Genomic DNA, 15,481 nt, shown 5'->3' on the forward strand with positions numbered 1-15,481 from the left:
ACCGCGCGAAAGCACGATCCGGTCGACCCCACCGCGCGAAAGCACGATCCGGTCGACCCCACCGCGCGAAAGCACGATCCGGTCGACTCGACCGCACGGCGGGTCGCGAGAGTCGGCCGGCGGACAGTCGGCGATCAATCGTCCCGGGTGGCCGGGGGCGCCTCGGGCGCCTCGGTCGAAGGCACGTCGTGGAGGTGACAGGCTGCCGGGTGCGGTTCGTCGACGAGTTCGGGGCGGTGGGTCTCGCAGACGCTCTCGTAGCGGTCGCGGAGCCCCTCGGCGGCCTCGTCCCAGTCGCCGTCGACGGCCAGTCCCAGCGCTCGCTCGACGGTCCGGCGCTCGGCCGACGGAAGTTCGACGTTCAGGAGCTGGTCGGCGACCGCGTCGACGACGCGTCGGCGCTCCTCGGCGCCGAGCTCCTCGTCGTCGTCGGGATCGACGTCGGCGTCCTCGTACGCGAGTTCGAACGAGATAGCGCGGTTTTCGACGCGCTGGCGAACGGCCATCACCGCGCGGTACTGTTCCTGCTCGACATCCAGGTCCTCGGGCGGAATCACCTGCGGACAGCGGGTGCGAAACCGGCAGCCGCTCGGCGGATTCCGCGGCGACGGCACGTCCCCCGAGATCGTCTCGCGCTCGCGGTGCTTCTCGTCGCTCGACGCCCGGGGGACGCTCGCCAGCAGCGCCCGCGTGTACGGGTGTTTGGGATCGGCGAAGATCTCCTCGACCGGTCCGATCTCCACGACCTCGCCGAGGTACATCACCGCCACCCGATCGCAGACGTGGCGAATCACCGAGAGGTCGTGGCTGATCAACAGGTAGGTGAGGTCGAACTCGTCCTGGAGGTCGTCCAGCAGATTGAGCACCTGCGCCTGGACCGAGACGTCGAGGGCGCTCGTCGGTTCGTCCAGGACGACGAACTCCGGCTCCAGGGCGAGCGCGCGGGCGATCGCGATCCGCTGGCGCTGGCCGCCCGAAAACTCGTGCGGGTAGCGATCGAACTGCTCCGCGGAGAGGCCGACGAGTTCGAGCAGTTCCTCGACCCGCTCCCGTCGCTCCTCGTCGGAGCCCACCTCGTGGACGTCGAGCGGTTGTTTGACGATCTTTCCGATCGGCATGCGGGGATCGAGACTCGAGAACGGATCCTGAAAGACGACCTGGGCGGAGCGGCGGAACTCGTTGCGTTCCTCGCCGGCCAGCTCGAAGACGTCGCGGCCCCCGAATTCGACGGTCCCGTCGGTCGGTTCCTGGAGGTGCAGCAACGTCTCGCCGGTCGTCGACTTGCCGCAGCCGGATTCGCCGACGAGTCCGAGGGTTTCGCCGCGGTGGATGTCGAAACTCACCCCGTCGACCGCCCGCACGGCGACCGGCTCCGCACCCAGCAATCGGTCGAGGATCGAGTTCTGCTCGTAGAAGTACTTCGTGAGGTTCTCGACGCTGACGAGCGGTCGGTCGGCCTCGCGACTCACTCCGACTCACCTCCCTTCGTGCCGGCGTCCCCGGCCGGATTCGTCGTCGCCTCCCGGCCGGTTCCAGAACCGGCCCGGCCGGCCGGCTCGTCGTCGTCGGCCACCGGACGCTCGTCGGTCCCGGCCGCGTCCTCGGCCTCGAAGTACCCCTCGGGGAGCGCCCGCGATTCGGCGTACTCGACCTCGGCGAGGTAGCACTTCGTGGCGTGGTGGTCGCCGTCGACGTCGAATTCGGGCGGTTTCTCGAGGCACTCGTCCATCGCCTTCGGACAGCGGTCGGCGAAGTAACAGCGGTCGGGCATCTCGTGGTCGATGAGGCTCGGCACGTTGCCCGGAATCGGCTGGAGCCGCCCGGTCACGCCCTCGAGATCCGGGATGCTCCCGAGGAGGCCCTGGGTGTACGGATGGACCGGCCGATCGAATACGTCCTCGAGAGCGCCGCGCTCGACGATCTCGCCGGCGTACATCACGCCCACGCGATCGCACATCCGCGCCACCACGCCCAGGTTGTGCGTGATCAGTAGGATCGTCATGCCGGTCTCCTGTTGGAGGTCGTTCAGCAGGTCGAGGATCTGGGCCTGGATGGTGACGTCCAGCGCGGTCGTCGGCTCGTCGGCGATCAGCACGTCCGGTTCGCCGGCGAGCGCCTGGGCGATCATCGCCCGCTGGAGCATCCCCCCGGAGTACTCGTAGGGGTACTCCTCGGCGCGCTGGGCCGGATCCGGAATGCCGACCATCTCGAGTAACTCGATGGCGCGGTCCCGGCTCTCCTCGCGCACGTACCGCTGGGAGGGCAACACCGTCGACAGGGCGTAGTTGCCGAACGTGTACTCCTCGCGGTTCGTCCGCGCGCGCCCCGAGCGCGGTCTGGCGCTCGCCCGGCGCTGGACCTCGACCGCCTCGGCGAGCTGTTCGCCCACCGTGAGACTGGAGTTGAAACTGCTCTCGGGATCCTGGAAGATCATGCTGAACGACGTCCCGCGCAGCGACCGACGAGCGGCATCCGGAACTCCGAGCAGGTCGACGAACTCCCCGTCGACCGCGTCCGGATGATCGTCCCGGACGGCGTCCGCGAACTCCGCGTTCCGGTACTCGATCGAGCCGCCGGTGATCTCGCCGGGCGAGTCGACCAGATCCATGATCGACAGCGCCGTGACGCTCTTCCCGCTGCCGCTCTCGCCGACGATGCCGAACACTTCGCCGCGTTCGACCCGCAGATCGAGATTCGACACCGCGTTCACCGTCCCCTCCTTGGTGAAAAATCGCGTCGACAGATCCGTGACGCGAATGATGTCTTCGCTCATCTCAGGCACCTCGCTCTCCGCCTTCGATGTTCGGGTCCAACGCGTCTCGGAACCAGTCTCCCAACAGGTTGACGCTGATGACGGTCAGCATGATCCCGACCCCCGGAACGATCGACACCCACGGCCGCGTCCGGAGGACGTCCTGGCCGCGCTCGATCTCGTAGCCCCACGACAGCGTGGTGCCGGAGAACCCGAGGAACGCCAGCGAGGCTTCCAGCAGGATGATCACTGCGACCTGTATCGTCGCGAGGACGATGATCGGGGTGAGACTGTTCGGCAGGACGTGCTTGAGGAGGATCTTCGTGTTGCTCATGCCGAAGCTCTTGCTCGCTTTGACGTACTCCTGATTGCGAAGCGACATCGCCTCCCCGCGCGCGACGCGTGCGAACCAGACCCAGATGACCAGCGCCGCGACGATCGTGACCGAGCCCGGTATCGGGATCGATTCCGGCATCCCCTCCGCGAAGCCGGCCAGCACGATCGGGTCGGGGACGTGTACCGGTGACGTGCCGAAGACGCCGATCAGCGCGAGCGCGAGCACCAGCGCCGGGAACGCGAGCATGACGTCCGCGATGCGCATCAACCCGTCGTCGACGCGACCGCCGTAGTAGCCCGCGACGAGGCCGACGGGGACGCCGATGAGCAGCGCGAGCCCCGTCGCCAGGAGGCCCACGACCAGCGAGACGCGGGCGCCGTAGACGAACCTGGAGAAGACGTCCTGCCCGACGTTGTTCGTCCCGAGGATGTGCTCCCTGCTCGACTCGACTTCCACTTCGCCGATCTCTCCCTCCTGGGCGACCGTGGTCGAGAACTCGTGGCCGATCGGCGGGTACTCCGTCCCTTGCTCGGTGAAGTGCCCCGTCGACGTCGGGTCGTGCGTAGCCAGCATCGGCGCGAACAACGCCATCAGCGTGATTCCGACCAACAACACCAGACCCAGTTTCGGCAGCAGGCTCTCGAAGAACGTCTCTCTCAGGTTCGATTTGACTCTGTCCGAAATCATTCCTCGGTCACCTGCGGGTTGAGGGACGCGTACAGCGCGTCGACGACGATGTTGATGATCACGAACGCGCCGGCGATGAACAGGATGATGCCCTGCATGAGCGGCCAATCGCGCGCGTGTAGCGCGTCGATGAGCCGGAGTCCGAGTCCCGGCCAGTTGAAGACGGTCTCGGTGATAACGGCGCCGCCCATCAGCGTCCCCATCTGGAGGCCGAGCACGGTGATGATGGGGATCATGGTGTTCCGGAGGACGTGCTTGTACCGGATCAGGACCCAGGGGAGTCCCTTCGCCTCCGTCGCGGTGACGTAGGGCTTGCCGAGTTCGTCGAGCATGCCGCTGCGCGTGAGGCGGGTGATGAGGGCCGTAAAGTACGTCCCGAGTGTGATCGCCGGGAGCGTGATGTACTTCAGCCAGACGCCCATCTCGGTCACCGACTGGTCGGCCACCAGGGCCCAGACCGCCTCGTGAAACCCGACCGCCCGCCGACCCGTCGGGAAGTCGTAGAACGCGAGCCGAAGGGAGTTCGGGTACGGGAGGTTGGCTCCCGCGAACGTGGAGAATCCGACGCTCGGGTACGGAATTCCGTACCAGACGCCGAGCACGAGGATCAGCATCAACCCGAGCCAGAAGTTGGGCGTGCTGATGCCGAGCAACGAGAACGTCGTCGCGCCGTAGTCGGCGGGCTGGTTGCGTCGCGTCGCCGAGATCACGCCCAGCGGGATCGCGATGGCGACCGCGACGATCGTCGCGGCGATCGCCAGCTCGAGCGTCGCCGGGATCCGTTCGATCACCATCGCCGAGACCTGCCGGTTCGACTGCCAGGAGTACCCGAAGTCGCCGACGACCAGCCCCTGGAGGTAATCCAGATACTGGACGACGATCGGTTCGTTCAGCCCCTCCTCCTCTCTGACGTGCTCGATAAGTTCCCGACTCGCACCCTCCCCGAGCATCAGGGTCGCCGGGTCGCCGGGCGACACCGCTCGGAGCCCGAACAGGATCGTGACCACACCCCAGAGTACGAAGATTCCCTGGAGTACCCGCCGAACCAAGAACTTGCCCAAGGACATCGGAATGTTTCGAGAAAAACTGCGAGAGGTATTGATGCTTTCGCTACGTCCGTCCGGACGCCGTCACTCCATTTCCCAGAGGTAGACCGTCTCGTCTTCGCGGGGATCCCACTGGATCACGTCGTTGATGCCGTAGATGCTCTCCTGGGTGTGCAGGAAGACGAACGGCGCCTTCTCGTGGGCCAGCTGGTTGACCTCCTCCAGCGCCTGTCGCCGCTCGTCGAGGTCCTCGATCTGCTGGCTCTCGAGGATCGCGTCGCTGAGCTCCTCGTCGTCGAACGTGCGAGACTCGTTGTCCGGGATCGTAAAGAAGCCCTGGACGCCGTAGTCGGTGTCGCCGGTGATGGTCCCCCAGCCGATCATGTAGAACGGGTGTTCGATCTCGTCGGGGTCGACGCCGGCCTGGTTCGCGTCGGAGACGACGCCGAAGTCGACGATGTTCGCCTCGCAGCTGACGTTGTCGAGCTGGTCGATCATGTCGGCCATCGTCTCGCCGATCGCCGCGTCGTTGAGGTACCGACCCTGCGGCGCCGTCAGTTCGATCTCCATCCCGCCGTAGCCGCTGTCCTCGACGAGGCTCTCGGCCCGCCCGATGTCCTGCTCGTAGGGCTCGATGTCGGGGTTGAAGCCGTTGATGCCCGGCGCGACCGGCTGGCCGCGCGCCTCGCCGAAGCCGCTGAGCACCGTCTCGACGATCTCCTCGTTGTCGACGGCGTAGTTCATCGCCTGGCGGAACTCCTGGCTGTCGAACGGGGCCACGGTGTTCTTCATCGGACAGAAGATGTTCCGGAAGCTCGTCACGTTCCGGATCTCCACGTCGTCCGCCTCCTGTACCGTAGCGACGTCCTCGGGGAGGATGTTGATCGTGAGGTCCGACTCGCCGGTTTCGAGCGCCGCCACCCGGCTGCTGGACTCGCCGGAGGCGTTGAACGTGACCGTCTCGAACGGCGGCTCCTCGCCCCAGTAGTCGTCGAACCGCTCGAGGACGATCTCCTCGCCCGACGTGAAGTCGACGACCTCGTACGGGCCGGTCCCGTTGAAGTCCTCGGCGTCGGCGCCGGAGATCGCGTCGTCCTCGGCGTCGTGGTTCTCGATCGCCCAATCACGGTTGAGGGCGCGGGCGTAGTTGCCGAACTCGAACTCCGCGAGCCCCGGCGCGGCGCCGTAGCTGATCGAAACCGTGAGATCGTCGACCGCCTCGGCCCCCTCGATCGAGCCGAGGCCGAACGTGCCGATCGGGCTCGCGACGCCCATGTCGGGGTCGACCGTTCGATTGATCGTCCAGGCGACGTCCTCGGCCGTCAGTTCCTCGCCGTTGTGGAAGACGACGTCGTCTCTGAGCTGGACGTGGGTCGTGCCGTCGCCCTGGGGCTCCCAGTCCTCGACGACGCGCGGGAAGATCCCTTCCCCGGGTTCGAAGTCGAACAGCGGCTCGTAGATGTGGTCGTAGACGTCGAAGTAGTCCCCCGTGATGTGATCGAGCGGGTCGATCGTGTCCGGGAACTGCGACAGCGTGACCGTAATCTCCTCCGGGAACTCCCGGTCCGTTTCGTCGTCGTCGTCATCGCCGTCGGTGGCGTCGTCGCCGCCGACGCAACCAGCGAGCGCCAGGATTCCTGACGTGCCGGCTGCGGCACCGGTGTAGCGAAGGATGTTACGTCGGTCGATAGTCGTTTTGTCAGCACCCTGCATAGGAGTACCAATGACGTGTCCACTATTTATAAATACTGGATTTTGGAGACCGTCGGTCGATTCCGACGGTGAGGTTACTGTGAACACGGGCGAAGATTCAAATGGGGGAACGCGTGTCGAGAATCCGGCCATACTTTTATATTCTTCAGGCTCTGAACGATTAGCATGGCCGCTCACGGCCGCCCCGCCTTGCGGGACCTATTCGACGAGTCGCCGACCCCCCACATCGCCCACCCCCCTCGAACGCACCATCGAGACTTCTACGTCGCCACCGACGGTTCGTTCAGAGACTCCGGCGGGGGTCTGGGCGCCGTCATCGAGACGCGAGACGGGACGCGCGTCGCACGGCTCTCGACGCCGGACGCGCCCCCGGACAACAACGTGGCCGAGTACCGAGCGCTGCACCTCGGACTCGACGTCCTCGCCGCGCGAGCGCCGCCTGACGCCCACGTCGGCATCCTCGTCGACCACGACGACCTCGCCAGCAACGTGAACAACGCCGTTCTCGCCACCGGACACCCCGACCGGAAGCCGCCGCGTCCGTTTTCCGTTCCGGAGGCGAGCGCAAACCACTGGCGCGGCATCAGGGCCCGCCTCACCGGCTTCGCCGAGGTCAGGGCGGCCCGCATCGACAGCGACCAGAACCCGGCCCATCCGCTCGCCAACACGCCCGAACAGTACGAGCACGTCAACCGGGAACCGGCGCGGTGCGTGCTACCGACCCCGACGGCGGCGGAGACGACGGCCGGCGGTCACCCGCCGCCGTCTCGAGCGAACCGCCACGCCGGAGACTGAGCTGCGGACCGAACAGCGGGCCGACCCGTCCCGGTATCGACCGACGCTCGACGATCGAAGCGCCGTATCCACCAGCCGTCGGGACCCGATACCGGCATCCAGTCGGGCCATCGCGTCCGTCTCACCCCGCCGCCAGCAGCGCCAGGGCTCCGAAGACGAGCGCGTACGCGCCGACGATCATCGAGAGCGAGAGCAACGCTGCCAGCGCCCTGTCCACCCGACCCGGCCCGTCGTGGCGTCTGGGTCCGACCGCGCGCTCGCGAAGTCCCGAAAAGCGAGCGAGCAAGAACCCGCTGACGCGCCGGTGGGCCCGCCGGTGGGCCCGAACGACCGTGCCGTAACAGTAGACGATCAGCTGGGCGATCTCCCAGACGGGATCGTACTCGTCCGGCTCGTCGAGGGGAGCCCGTCGCTCGGACCGCACGCGCCGCTCCCCGGAGGCCGTCCCGGCGGCCGATTCGACGCTATCAGCGACCCGGCCGCCGTCCCCCGATCCGGCATCGGGTTCGGCGGCGGAAGCCGCCGCGCCGGCGGGAGGTCCGTCGACGGGCGGTGACGCCGTCCTGGCGTTGTCCGGTCTCGTCCCGATCGCCGGCTGTCGCGGTTCGATGTCGACGTCGCTCAGATCCCAGTTGCTCGCGCGGTCCCGTGGGGCGCCGCTCGCGGCGGTCGACTCCTCCGCCGGCGCCGAAGGTTCCTCGGCCGTTGCGGTGTCCGGATCCGGCGGCTCCCCGTCCGACGTTCCGGTCGTCTCCTCGGTCGAAGCGTCCCCGGGGTCCTCCGATCCGTCGGCGTCCGCGGACGCCCCGTCGGCGCCTTCGTCGTCCCCCTCCGCCACCTCGTCTTTGACGTGGGTGACGTGATCCTCTCGGGCGCCGGGCGGACCGTACGCTTCGCGGAGGGTCGGCGTCGACCCCTGGTCGATCGTCTTCTTCCGGCGGAACTGGACTCGGGAGATCTTCTCGTCCCAGTCGGTCATCACGAGCGCCTCCCCGTCGTCGAGGGACTGGACGCTCTCGGCGGCGTCGCCGCCCAGGATTCGGCCCGCGACCTTCGTGTCGTTCTCCCAGGTGAGCCGGTGCCAGACGAGCCAGTCGCACTGGGTGATGTAGTCCTTCGCGACCGCAGCCGGTCGCTGGGACATCGCGACGATACCCAGTCCCCGCTTTCGCCCCCGCTTGGCCACGCGCACGAGCATCTTGTGGATGTCGTCCCCGCCGCCGCGCTCCGGGATGAACTCGTGGGCCTCCTCGACGAACAGCAAGAAGGGCTTCTGGTGTTGTTTCTCCGCGACGAACAGCTCGCGGACGACGGCGTGGATGACGTCGTCCGCGACCTCCTCGTCCATGTAGCCCGAGACGTCGAGGATGATGGGGACGTTCTCCTCGAGCGCGAGGTCCGCGATCAGCGGGGCGTCCTCGGCCGTGATCTCGCGGTCGCACTGGTCGTCGCCGCCGACCTGCAACAGCTCGTAGCGCTCCTTGAGCGCACTGTACTCCCCGTCCGTATCGATGATCATGAGCCCCAGCCCGCGGTCGAGGAGCTCCTCGGCGACCACGCTCGCGGTGTTGGACTTCCCGCTGCCGGACTTGCCGGTCACGAACCCTCGTCCCGTCAGGACCTCGTTGATGGGGAAGGTGAACCCTTTCTCCGACACCGGGAACCGCTCGATCGACTCGGCCATGCCTCTCGTCCCCCGCTACGAAGTCGTTCCATATATGCTTCCTGTCCGAGCGGCGACCCGTCGGAATGCCTCAACGCTTTTGAGGGAGGAGCGTCGTCCGTACGGTATGAATTCGGACCGGCTCCGGACGCTGCTGTCGAGTCGCGCGTTCTGGACGATCGCCGGCTCGACGGTCCTGCTCACCTCGGCGTTCGTGGGTGTCGCCGTACTCTGGGAGGGACGGATCGTCGCCGGCGCCACGTCCCGGCTCCCCTTCTACGTCCTCGTCTTCGCGATCGGCTTCATCCTCGCGCTCTGGAAGCTCGACGACCGCGAGCGCGACGGCGCGCAGATCCTGATCGCGACCACCGGGATCGGCCTCGGTACGGGCCTCCTGGCCGGCTTCGCCACGGAAGGGGCGTACTACGCGGCCCACGAACCGACGACCGTCATCCAGCGAGGACTGCTCGTGCTATTCATGGCGGCCGCGATCATCTGCACCGGCCTCGGCATCTGGGGCGTCCGCCACTGGCGCGAGTTCGTCGGCCCCAGCTCGTCGAGCACGTCCGCGGACGTCGAGATGGAACCGATGGAGTGAGGCGGGCGCGAGGGCGAGCGCGCTCGTCCCCCGAGCGCGCCGCTCGCGGCTCGACGGTGCTCGAGCGCGGCGAGGGCCCCGCTCCTCGCGGCTTCCGCCGGTCGCCGCTCGCGGCTCACCTGGCTCACGGCTCACCTGGCCCACGGCTCACTTCGTTCCCCGTTCGCCGTACCGAGGACTTCGCTCCGCTCAGTCCTCGCACCGTTCGCCGTTCGTTGTACGAATGCTCTCGTCCGCCGGGCACGCTGCTCGCGGTTCACTGGTTTCACCGCTCGCCGTAACGTGGCCTCCCTCCGGTCGGCCACGCCCCTCGCGGTTCACTGCGTTCACCGCTCGCCACAACGTGGATCTCGCTCGCTTCGCTCGCTCGATCCACGCTACTCCTCCTGCGCGTCGACGACCGCAACGCCCGCCAGGTTCACGATGTCTTTGACCTCGTCGCCGCGCTGCAACACGTGAACCGGTTTGTCCATCCCGACGAGCATCGGGCCGATTGCGTCCGCACCGCCGAGCCGCTGCAAGAGCTTGTAGCCGATGTTCCCCGACTCCAGGTTCGGGAAGACGAGCACGTTCGCGGGCTCGTCGAGGTCGGAGAACTCGTAGGTCCCCTCGAGGATGTCCTCGACGACGGCCGTGTCGGCCTGCATCTCGCCGTCGACGGGGAAGTCGACCGCGGGATCCGCCCGAAGGTCGCCGGCCGCCCGACGGGGCTTTCGGGTTCCCTCGTTGTCGACGCTCCCGAAGTTCGAGTACGAGAGCAGCGCCGCGCGCGGTTCGATGTTGAACCGGCGGGCCAGCTCGGCCGTCTGCTTCGTGACCTCCGCGAGGACCTCCTCGTCGGGATCCTGGTTGACCGTCGCGTCGGCGATGAAGACGACGCGGTTCTTGAACGTGAGGAGGTAGACCCCGGCGGCGTACTCGACGTCGTCGGCCGTCCCGATCACCTGCAGCGGCGGCCGCAGGGCCGACGGGTAGTGGTGGGTCAGCCCCGTCAGCAGGGCGTCCGCGTCGCCCTCTTCGACCATCACGCTGCCGAAGTAGTTGGTGTCCCGTCGGATGAGCTCATCCGCCTCCGATCGCGTGAGCCCCTTTCGCTTTCTGAGCTGGTAGAGCCGATCGGCGTAGCTCTCGTAGTCACCGGTGGTCGGGTCGGCGACCGTCGGCGCGAAGTCGAGGCCGAGTTCGGCGGCGGTGCGAGCGATCGTCTCCTCGTCGCCGATCAGCACCGGCTCGGCGATCCCCTGCTCGCGGAGCTGGTAGGCCGCGCGGATCATCTTCTCGTCGTCGCCTTCGGCCAGCGCGACCCGCTTGGGATCGCTCTTGGCCTTGTTCAGCACGACGCGCATCATCTCGCGGGACTTGCCGAGTCGGGCCTCGAGTCGGGCCTCGTACTTCTCGAGGTCGATCTCGACCCTGGCGGCGCCCGACTCCATCGCGGCCTCGGCGACCGCGGGCGCCACCCGGAACAGCACCCGGGGATCGACCGGCTTCGGGATGATGTAGTCGGGACCGTACTGGATCGGATCGTCGCCGTAGGCCTTGACGACCGCGTCCGGGACGTCCTCGCGGGCCAGCTCGGCGAGCGCGCGTGCGGCGGCCACCTTCATCTCCTCGTTGATCTCGGTGGCGCGGACGTCGAGGGCCCCGCGGAAGATGAACGGGAACCCGAGGACGTTGTTGACCTGATTCGGGTAGTCCGAACGGCCCGTAGCCATGATGACGGTGTCGTCGCGGGCTTCCTTCGCATCCTCGTAGCCGATCTCGGGGTCCGGGTTGGCCATCGCGAAGATGATGGGGTCGTCGGCCATCGACCGGACGAGCTCCTGGTCGACGATCCCGCCGATGGAGAGCCCGACGAAGACGTCCGCGCCGGCCATCGCGTCCGCGAGCGACCCCTCCGGTACGTCGCGAGCGAACTCGCGCTTGTACTCGTTGACGTCGCCGCGGGCGGCGCGCTCTTCGGTGATGATGCCCGAGGAGTCACACATGGTGATGTTCTCGGACTTGCAGCCGAGGGAGACGTAGAACCGGGCCGTCGCGATCGCGCTCGCGCCCGCGCCGGAGAAGACGATCTCCAGGTCGGAGAGATCCTTGCCGGCGATGTCGGCGGCGTTGAGCAGCGCCGCCCCGGAGATGATGGCGGTGCCGTGCTGGTCGTCGTGGAAGACGGGAACCCCCATCTCCTCGCGCAGGCGCTCTTCGATGATGAAACACTCCGGCGCCTTGATGTCCTCCAGGTTGATCCCCCCGAAGGTCGGCTCCATCATCTTCACCGCGTCGATTAGCCGGTCGGGATCGGTCTCGTCCAGCTCGACGTCGTAGACGTCGATGTCCGCGAAGCGCTTGAAGAGAACCCCCTTCCCCTCCATGACGGGTTTGGACGCCTGGGCACCGATGTCGCCGAGTCCGAGCACGGCGGAGCCGTTCGAGACCACGCCGACGAGGTTGCCCTTCGCCGTGTACGTGTAAGCGTCGGTTTCGTCCTCGTGGATCTCCATACAGGGTGCCGCGACCCCCGGCGAGTACGCGAGCGAGAGGTCCCGCTGGGTGTTCGTCGGTTTCGTCGTCGAGATCTCGAGTTTGCCGGGCGGATCGATGCGGTGGTACTCGAGCGCGTCCTCGTCCAGTCCCATACCGTCACAGTCACGGGTACGACTAAAAAGGATGCGGAGGGTCACGCGGGAAAAACGGTCCCGGAGAACGACTCGGGCGAGGCCCGTCTACCCGGAGCCGGCTCGGCGGGGTTCGGTCGGCGCGCGAGATCGCTCGTTTCGACTCTTTTATACGCCCTGACCCAATGGGGGCGTGTATGAAGGTCGCGCTCGGTGGCACCTTCGATCCGGTCCACGACGGCCACCGACAGCTGTTCGAACGCGCGTTCGAGCTCGGGGACGTCACCGTCGGCCTGACGAGCGACGAACTCGCGCCGGCGACCCGCCACGTCGACAGGTACGTCCGCCCGTACGACGAGCGCGCACGGGACCTCCGGGCCGAGCTCGAAGCGTTCGCGTCCGCGCGGGACCGCGAGTTCGAGGTCCGGACGCTCGAGGAGCCGACGGGAATCGCGACCGAGGCGCAGTTCGACGCCCTGGTCGTCTCGCCGGAGACGGTCGACGGCGGCAAGCGGATCAACGAGATCCGGCGCGAGCGGGGCCACGAGCCGCTCGAACTCGTGGTGGTTCCCCACGTCAGGGCGGCGGACGGAGACATCATCTCGAGCACGCGCATCGTCGAGGGCGAAATCGACGAGCACGGAAACCTGACGCCCGATCGCGAGGGACGAGACGGCAAGCGCCGGGGGTGACTCACCAGCTCGGCGGCTCGAGGCCCGCGTCCGCGAGCAACTCCTTCCAGCGGGACTGAATCGACAGCCGAGAGACCTCCGCGGCGGCGGCCACGGTCCCCTGGGACCGTCCGTCACCGGCGATCAGCGCGCCGGCGTAGAGGCTGGCGGCGAGCACCGCGCGCTTCGAGCGATCCGCTTCGGGGACGTCCGAGAGGAAGAGGTCGACGGCGACCGATCGCGCGTCCGCCGAGAGATCGAGCCGGTCGGCCGCTCGGTCGAGTTCGTCCAGCCACTCCCCGTGGGCGATCCGTTCCCTCGCGTTGTGCATTCGAGGGCTCTTCACGCCGACCGGACATAAAATCGATCCCGCGACGAACGGCGCCGCCGGACGAGACCGTCCCCGGAAGCCGACTGTGCCCACAAGGTACGTGTACGGAATCCAATCTTCACGTACGAACGAGCCCGAAAACGCGTGATTCAGGCCGCGTGAGGCTACGCTACGAATACTAAACGCCCGAGGCTTCCAACGGGCGGTAGACGCCCCGCGTCGGCCGGCGGCGGCGACCGTCCACCGCATGTCAGAACCAACCTGTAAACTCGTCTGCACCGGCTGCGGCCTCGAGATGCCTTACCGGGACCGATCTCTCGCAGAGCAAGCCGCCGAGCTCCACCAGCTCCGCGATTCGGAACACGTGACGTTCATCGTCCCGCCGGACTGGACGCCCGAGGAGCCGGTGACCCACCGATAAGCACCCGCCGGACCGATAGGTTCTTACTCGTTTCGCCGATAATCGAACCTGCGCGCGGGTAGCCAAGCGGCCAACGGCGCAGCGCTTAGGACGCTGTCCCGTAGGGGTCCGCAGGTTCGAATCCTGTCCCGCGCACTCTCCGCGAACAATCCGTGAGTGGAGAGTGCGCTCAAGGATTCGAAGTAGAGAAGACGCACGCAGCGAAGCGAGTACGTCTTCGCATGGGTCCGGTGCTGACCCACCTACAACATCTCGAGTTGACGCTAACGAGCCCTCCGCTCGAAAGACCCGAATCAGTCGAGTCCCACGTGATGGTTCGATCGCATATCTATTCGTTCTCGACCGCTGTCGATTACCACGTGATGGTTCGATCGCATATCTATTCGTTCTCGACCGCTGTCAATTATAGTGATTCACGCGCACGAGCGATGGTGGTGCAGATGTAGTGAGCCTGCTGATCGTAACGGCAAACCCAACACACCAGCGAGCCTGAGGGGCTCTCCCGAGTGTGATCATCACCGTTCAGAATGGGTGGAATGGCCCGTTGTTGTAACTAAATCAATATTTCTATCCAAAACAGAAGATATTCACTAAGCACCGACACTCATGAGCCAACGACCGGGGAATGACTCCGGGAATGAAACCACCTTATGTTGGAACATTCCAGTAGTATGACGGTGGGTTACGGGCGATGACTGCTCGAAGTAATCCCCCCTTCACGGCTGGTAAGACAATATTCCAGCAACGCCGGACGTGCTCGATGGACCGTTCGGTTAGCGGACCCTAATAAACGGAGGCGTACACCGACGGGGTTCCGGCCGAATAGCGCCCGTAGAACGACTCATTCGCCGTAATATCGGGCTACCATGTCGCCGGATTGACGATCGGAAACTAGAAAACTTATTACGGGGGATTAGAAATGACCTGATACCCCTACCCGGGAGGTCGATAAACCAACCGTCCGCGCCGGGCGGACGTGCTGGTGAACGAGCCCCGGTGAATCGATCGCTAACCAAGCGAAACACGAACTTAACACAACACATGACACGAAACGAAACCAGTATGCGCGAAAAGGGACGAGCGGTGTTCCTTGCCGCGATCATGGTGCTCTCCGTCGTCGCGATGGGAGCCGCATTTGCCGGCTCCGCAACCGCCGAGGAGACGCTTAACGACTGGCCCAACGCAGAGGACGACCGATTCTGGCACGGACAGACGCTGAACATCACTGACGAGTCGATCACGGACGACCAGACTTACACGGTTGAGCTGGTCAGCGACGACGAGTCCGAGTTCCGTGAGATCGAAGCCGGCGATGGCTATCTGAAGATCGAGACCAACCGCCTCGACAACACTGGCGAGTGGGAAATTAGTGGCCCGGAAGCCGACGCGGATGCCGGCTTCACCCTCTCCTCGCAGAGTCTGACCGCGTCGCCCGCCGCTGACGCCGTCAACGCCGGCGAGTCTGTCAACGTCGAGTTTGACTCCGAGCGCAGTGGTTACGACCTCGAACTCACCGCCGAGAACTTCGACGGCGAGGAGCTTGACGAGATCATCGACTACGCCGACACGTCCTACGACGACGACGTCCTCACGCTCGAGGGCGTCAGCAGCGTCCAGAACGTTGAGTTCACCTTCAGCGAGGACGACGTCGGTACGCAGAACCTGACCGCCTCCGCGGCCGACACGGTCGCCGAGGACGAGTTCTCGATCGAGGTCCTCGACGCTGACGAAGCACAGATCAGCTTCGAAGAGAACCTCGTCCGCGCCACCCCCGGTGACTACGGCGTGGTCAAGGTCGACCTCGAGAACACCCAGGACGCCTACCTGAACATCACGTGGGACTACAACGGTGAGG

13 protein-coding genes and 1 tRNA gene are annotated in these 15,481 nt (G+C 66.3%); 6 read left to right on the plus strand and 8 right to left on the minus strand.

The genetic code is table 11. The features are described from left to right. Positions 1-134 precede the first annotated feature (134 nt). The 5 genes from QZT59_RS06745 to QZT59_RS06765 form a co-directional block, all read right to left on the minus strand. The gene (locus QZT59_RS06745; RefSeq protein ID WP_290813242.1) at positions 135-1,469 is read right to left on the minus strand and encodes an ABC transporter ATP-binding protein; all 1,335 of its coding nucleotides are present in this window, start codon (positions 1,467-1,469) and stop codon (positions 135-137) included. Then, complete coding sequence (locus QZT59_RS06750; protein ID WP_290813243.1) at positions 1,466-2,773, minus strand: ABC transporter ATP-binding protein; 1,308 nt, start codon at positions 2,771-2,773, stop codon at positions 1,466-1,468. The genes QZT59_RS06745 and QZT59_RS06750 overlap by 4 nt, the downstream gene beginning before the upstream one ends. Before the next feature lies 1 nt (position 2,774). Further along, positions 2,775-3,776, minus strand: coding sequence for an ABC transporter permease (locus QZT59_RS06755; RefSeq protein WP_290813245.1), 1,002 nt, complete (start codon positions 3,774-3,776; stop codon positions 2,775-2,777). Next, positions 3,773-4,843, minus strand: coding sequence for an ABC transporter permease (locus QZT59_RS06760; protein ID WP_290813247.1), 1,071 nt, complete (start codon positions 4,841-4,843; stop codon positions 3,773-3,775). Before QZT59_RS06760 ends, QZT59_RS06755 begins: the two co-directional genes overlap by 4 nt. Positions 4,844-4,906: 63 nt before the next feature. After that, positions 4,907-6,535, minus strand: a complete 1,629-nt coding sequence (locus tag QZT59_RS06765; protein ID WP_290813249.1) for an ABC transporter substrate-binding protein — start codon at positions 6,533-6,535, stop codon at positions 4,907-4,909. A 165-nt stretch (positions 6,536-6,700) separates the two neighbouring features. Between QZT59_RS06765 and QZT59_RS06770 the strand changes: the two genes are divergently transcribed. Then, positions 6,701-7,330 (plus strand): ribonuclease H, encoded by a 630-nt coding sequence (locus QZT59_RS06770; protein ID WP_290813251.1) that lies wholly within the window; start codon positions 6,701-6,703, stop codon positions 7,328-7,330. A 121-nt stretch (positions 7,331-7,451) separates the two neighbouring features. Here QZT59_RS06770 and QZT59_RS06775 read toward each other — a convergent pair whose 3' ends face one another. Further along, entirely contained in the window at positions 7,452-9,014 is a 1,563-nt protein-coding gene (locus QZT59_RS06775; protein ID WP_290813253.1) for a helicase HerA domain-containing protein, read from the minus strand. Positions 9,015-9,120: 106 nt separating this feature from the next. Between QZT59_RS06775 and QZT59_RS06780 the strand changes: the two genes are divergently transcribed. Continuing rightward, on the plus strand, positions 9,121-9,591 hold the full coding sequence (locus tag QZT59_RS06780) for a hypothetical protein (RefSeq protein ID WP_290813256.1): 471 nt from the start codon (positions 9,121-9,123) through the stop codon (positions 9,589-9,591). 377 nt (positions 9,592-9,968) lie between these two features. On the opposite strand, the gene QZT59_RS06785 is transcribed toward QZT59_RS06780, so the two are convergent. After that, positions 9,969-12,224, minus strand: a complete 2,256-nt coding sequence (locus QZT59_RS06785; protein WP_290813258.1) for an NADP-dependent malic enzyme — start codon at positions 12,222-12,224, stop codon at positions 9,969-9,971. Positions 12,225-12,400: 176 nt separating this feature from the next. Between QZT59_RS06785 and QZT59_RS06790 the strand changes: the two genes are divergently transcribed. Beyond that, positions 12,401-12,895: a phosphopantetheine adenylyltransferase gene (locus tag QZT59_RS06790; RefSeq protein WP_290813260.1), complete on the plus strand. Its 495-nt coding sequence runs from the start codon at positions 12,401-12,403 to the stop codon at positions 12,893-12,895. A gap of 1 nt (position 12,896) precedes the next feature. Here the strand turns inward: QZT59_RS06790 and QZT59_RS06795 are convergent, their stop codons facing one another. Then, complete coding sequence (locus QZT59_RS06795) at positions 12,897-13,205, minus strand: transcription initiation factor IIB family protein (RefSeq protein ID WP_290813262.1); 309 nt, start codon at positions 13,203-13,205, stop codon at positions 12,897-12,899. A 247-nt stretch (positions 13,206-13,452) separates the two neighbouring features. Between QZT59_RS06795 and QZT59_RS06800 the strand changes: the two genes are divergently transcribed. The 3 genes from QZT59_RS06800 to QZT59_RS06810 form a co-directional block, all read left to right on the plus strand. Then, entirely contained in the window at positions 13,453-13,626 is a 174-nt protein-coding gene (locus QZT59_RS06800) for a hypothetical protein (RefSeq protein WP_290813264.1), read from the plus strand. 52 nt (positions 13,627-13,678) lie between these two features. Beyond that, positions 13,679-13,761: transfer RNA gene (locus tag QZT59_RS06805), tRNA-Leu, on the plus strand. 927 nt (positions 13,762-14,688) lie between these two features. Continuing rightward, positions 14,689-15,481, plus strand: a 793-nt coding sequence (locus QZT59_RS06810) for a surface glycoprotein (protein WP_290813267.1), incomplete at its 3' end; no start/stop codon positions are given.

This window comes from Halovivax sp. (assembly GCA_007119345.1).
In the GTDB taxonomy this organism is placed as follows: domain Archaea; phylum Halobacteriota; class Halobacteria; order Halobacteriales; family Natrialbaceae; genus Halovivax.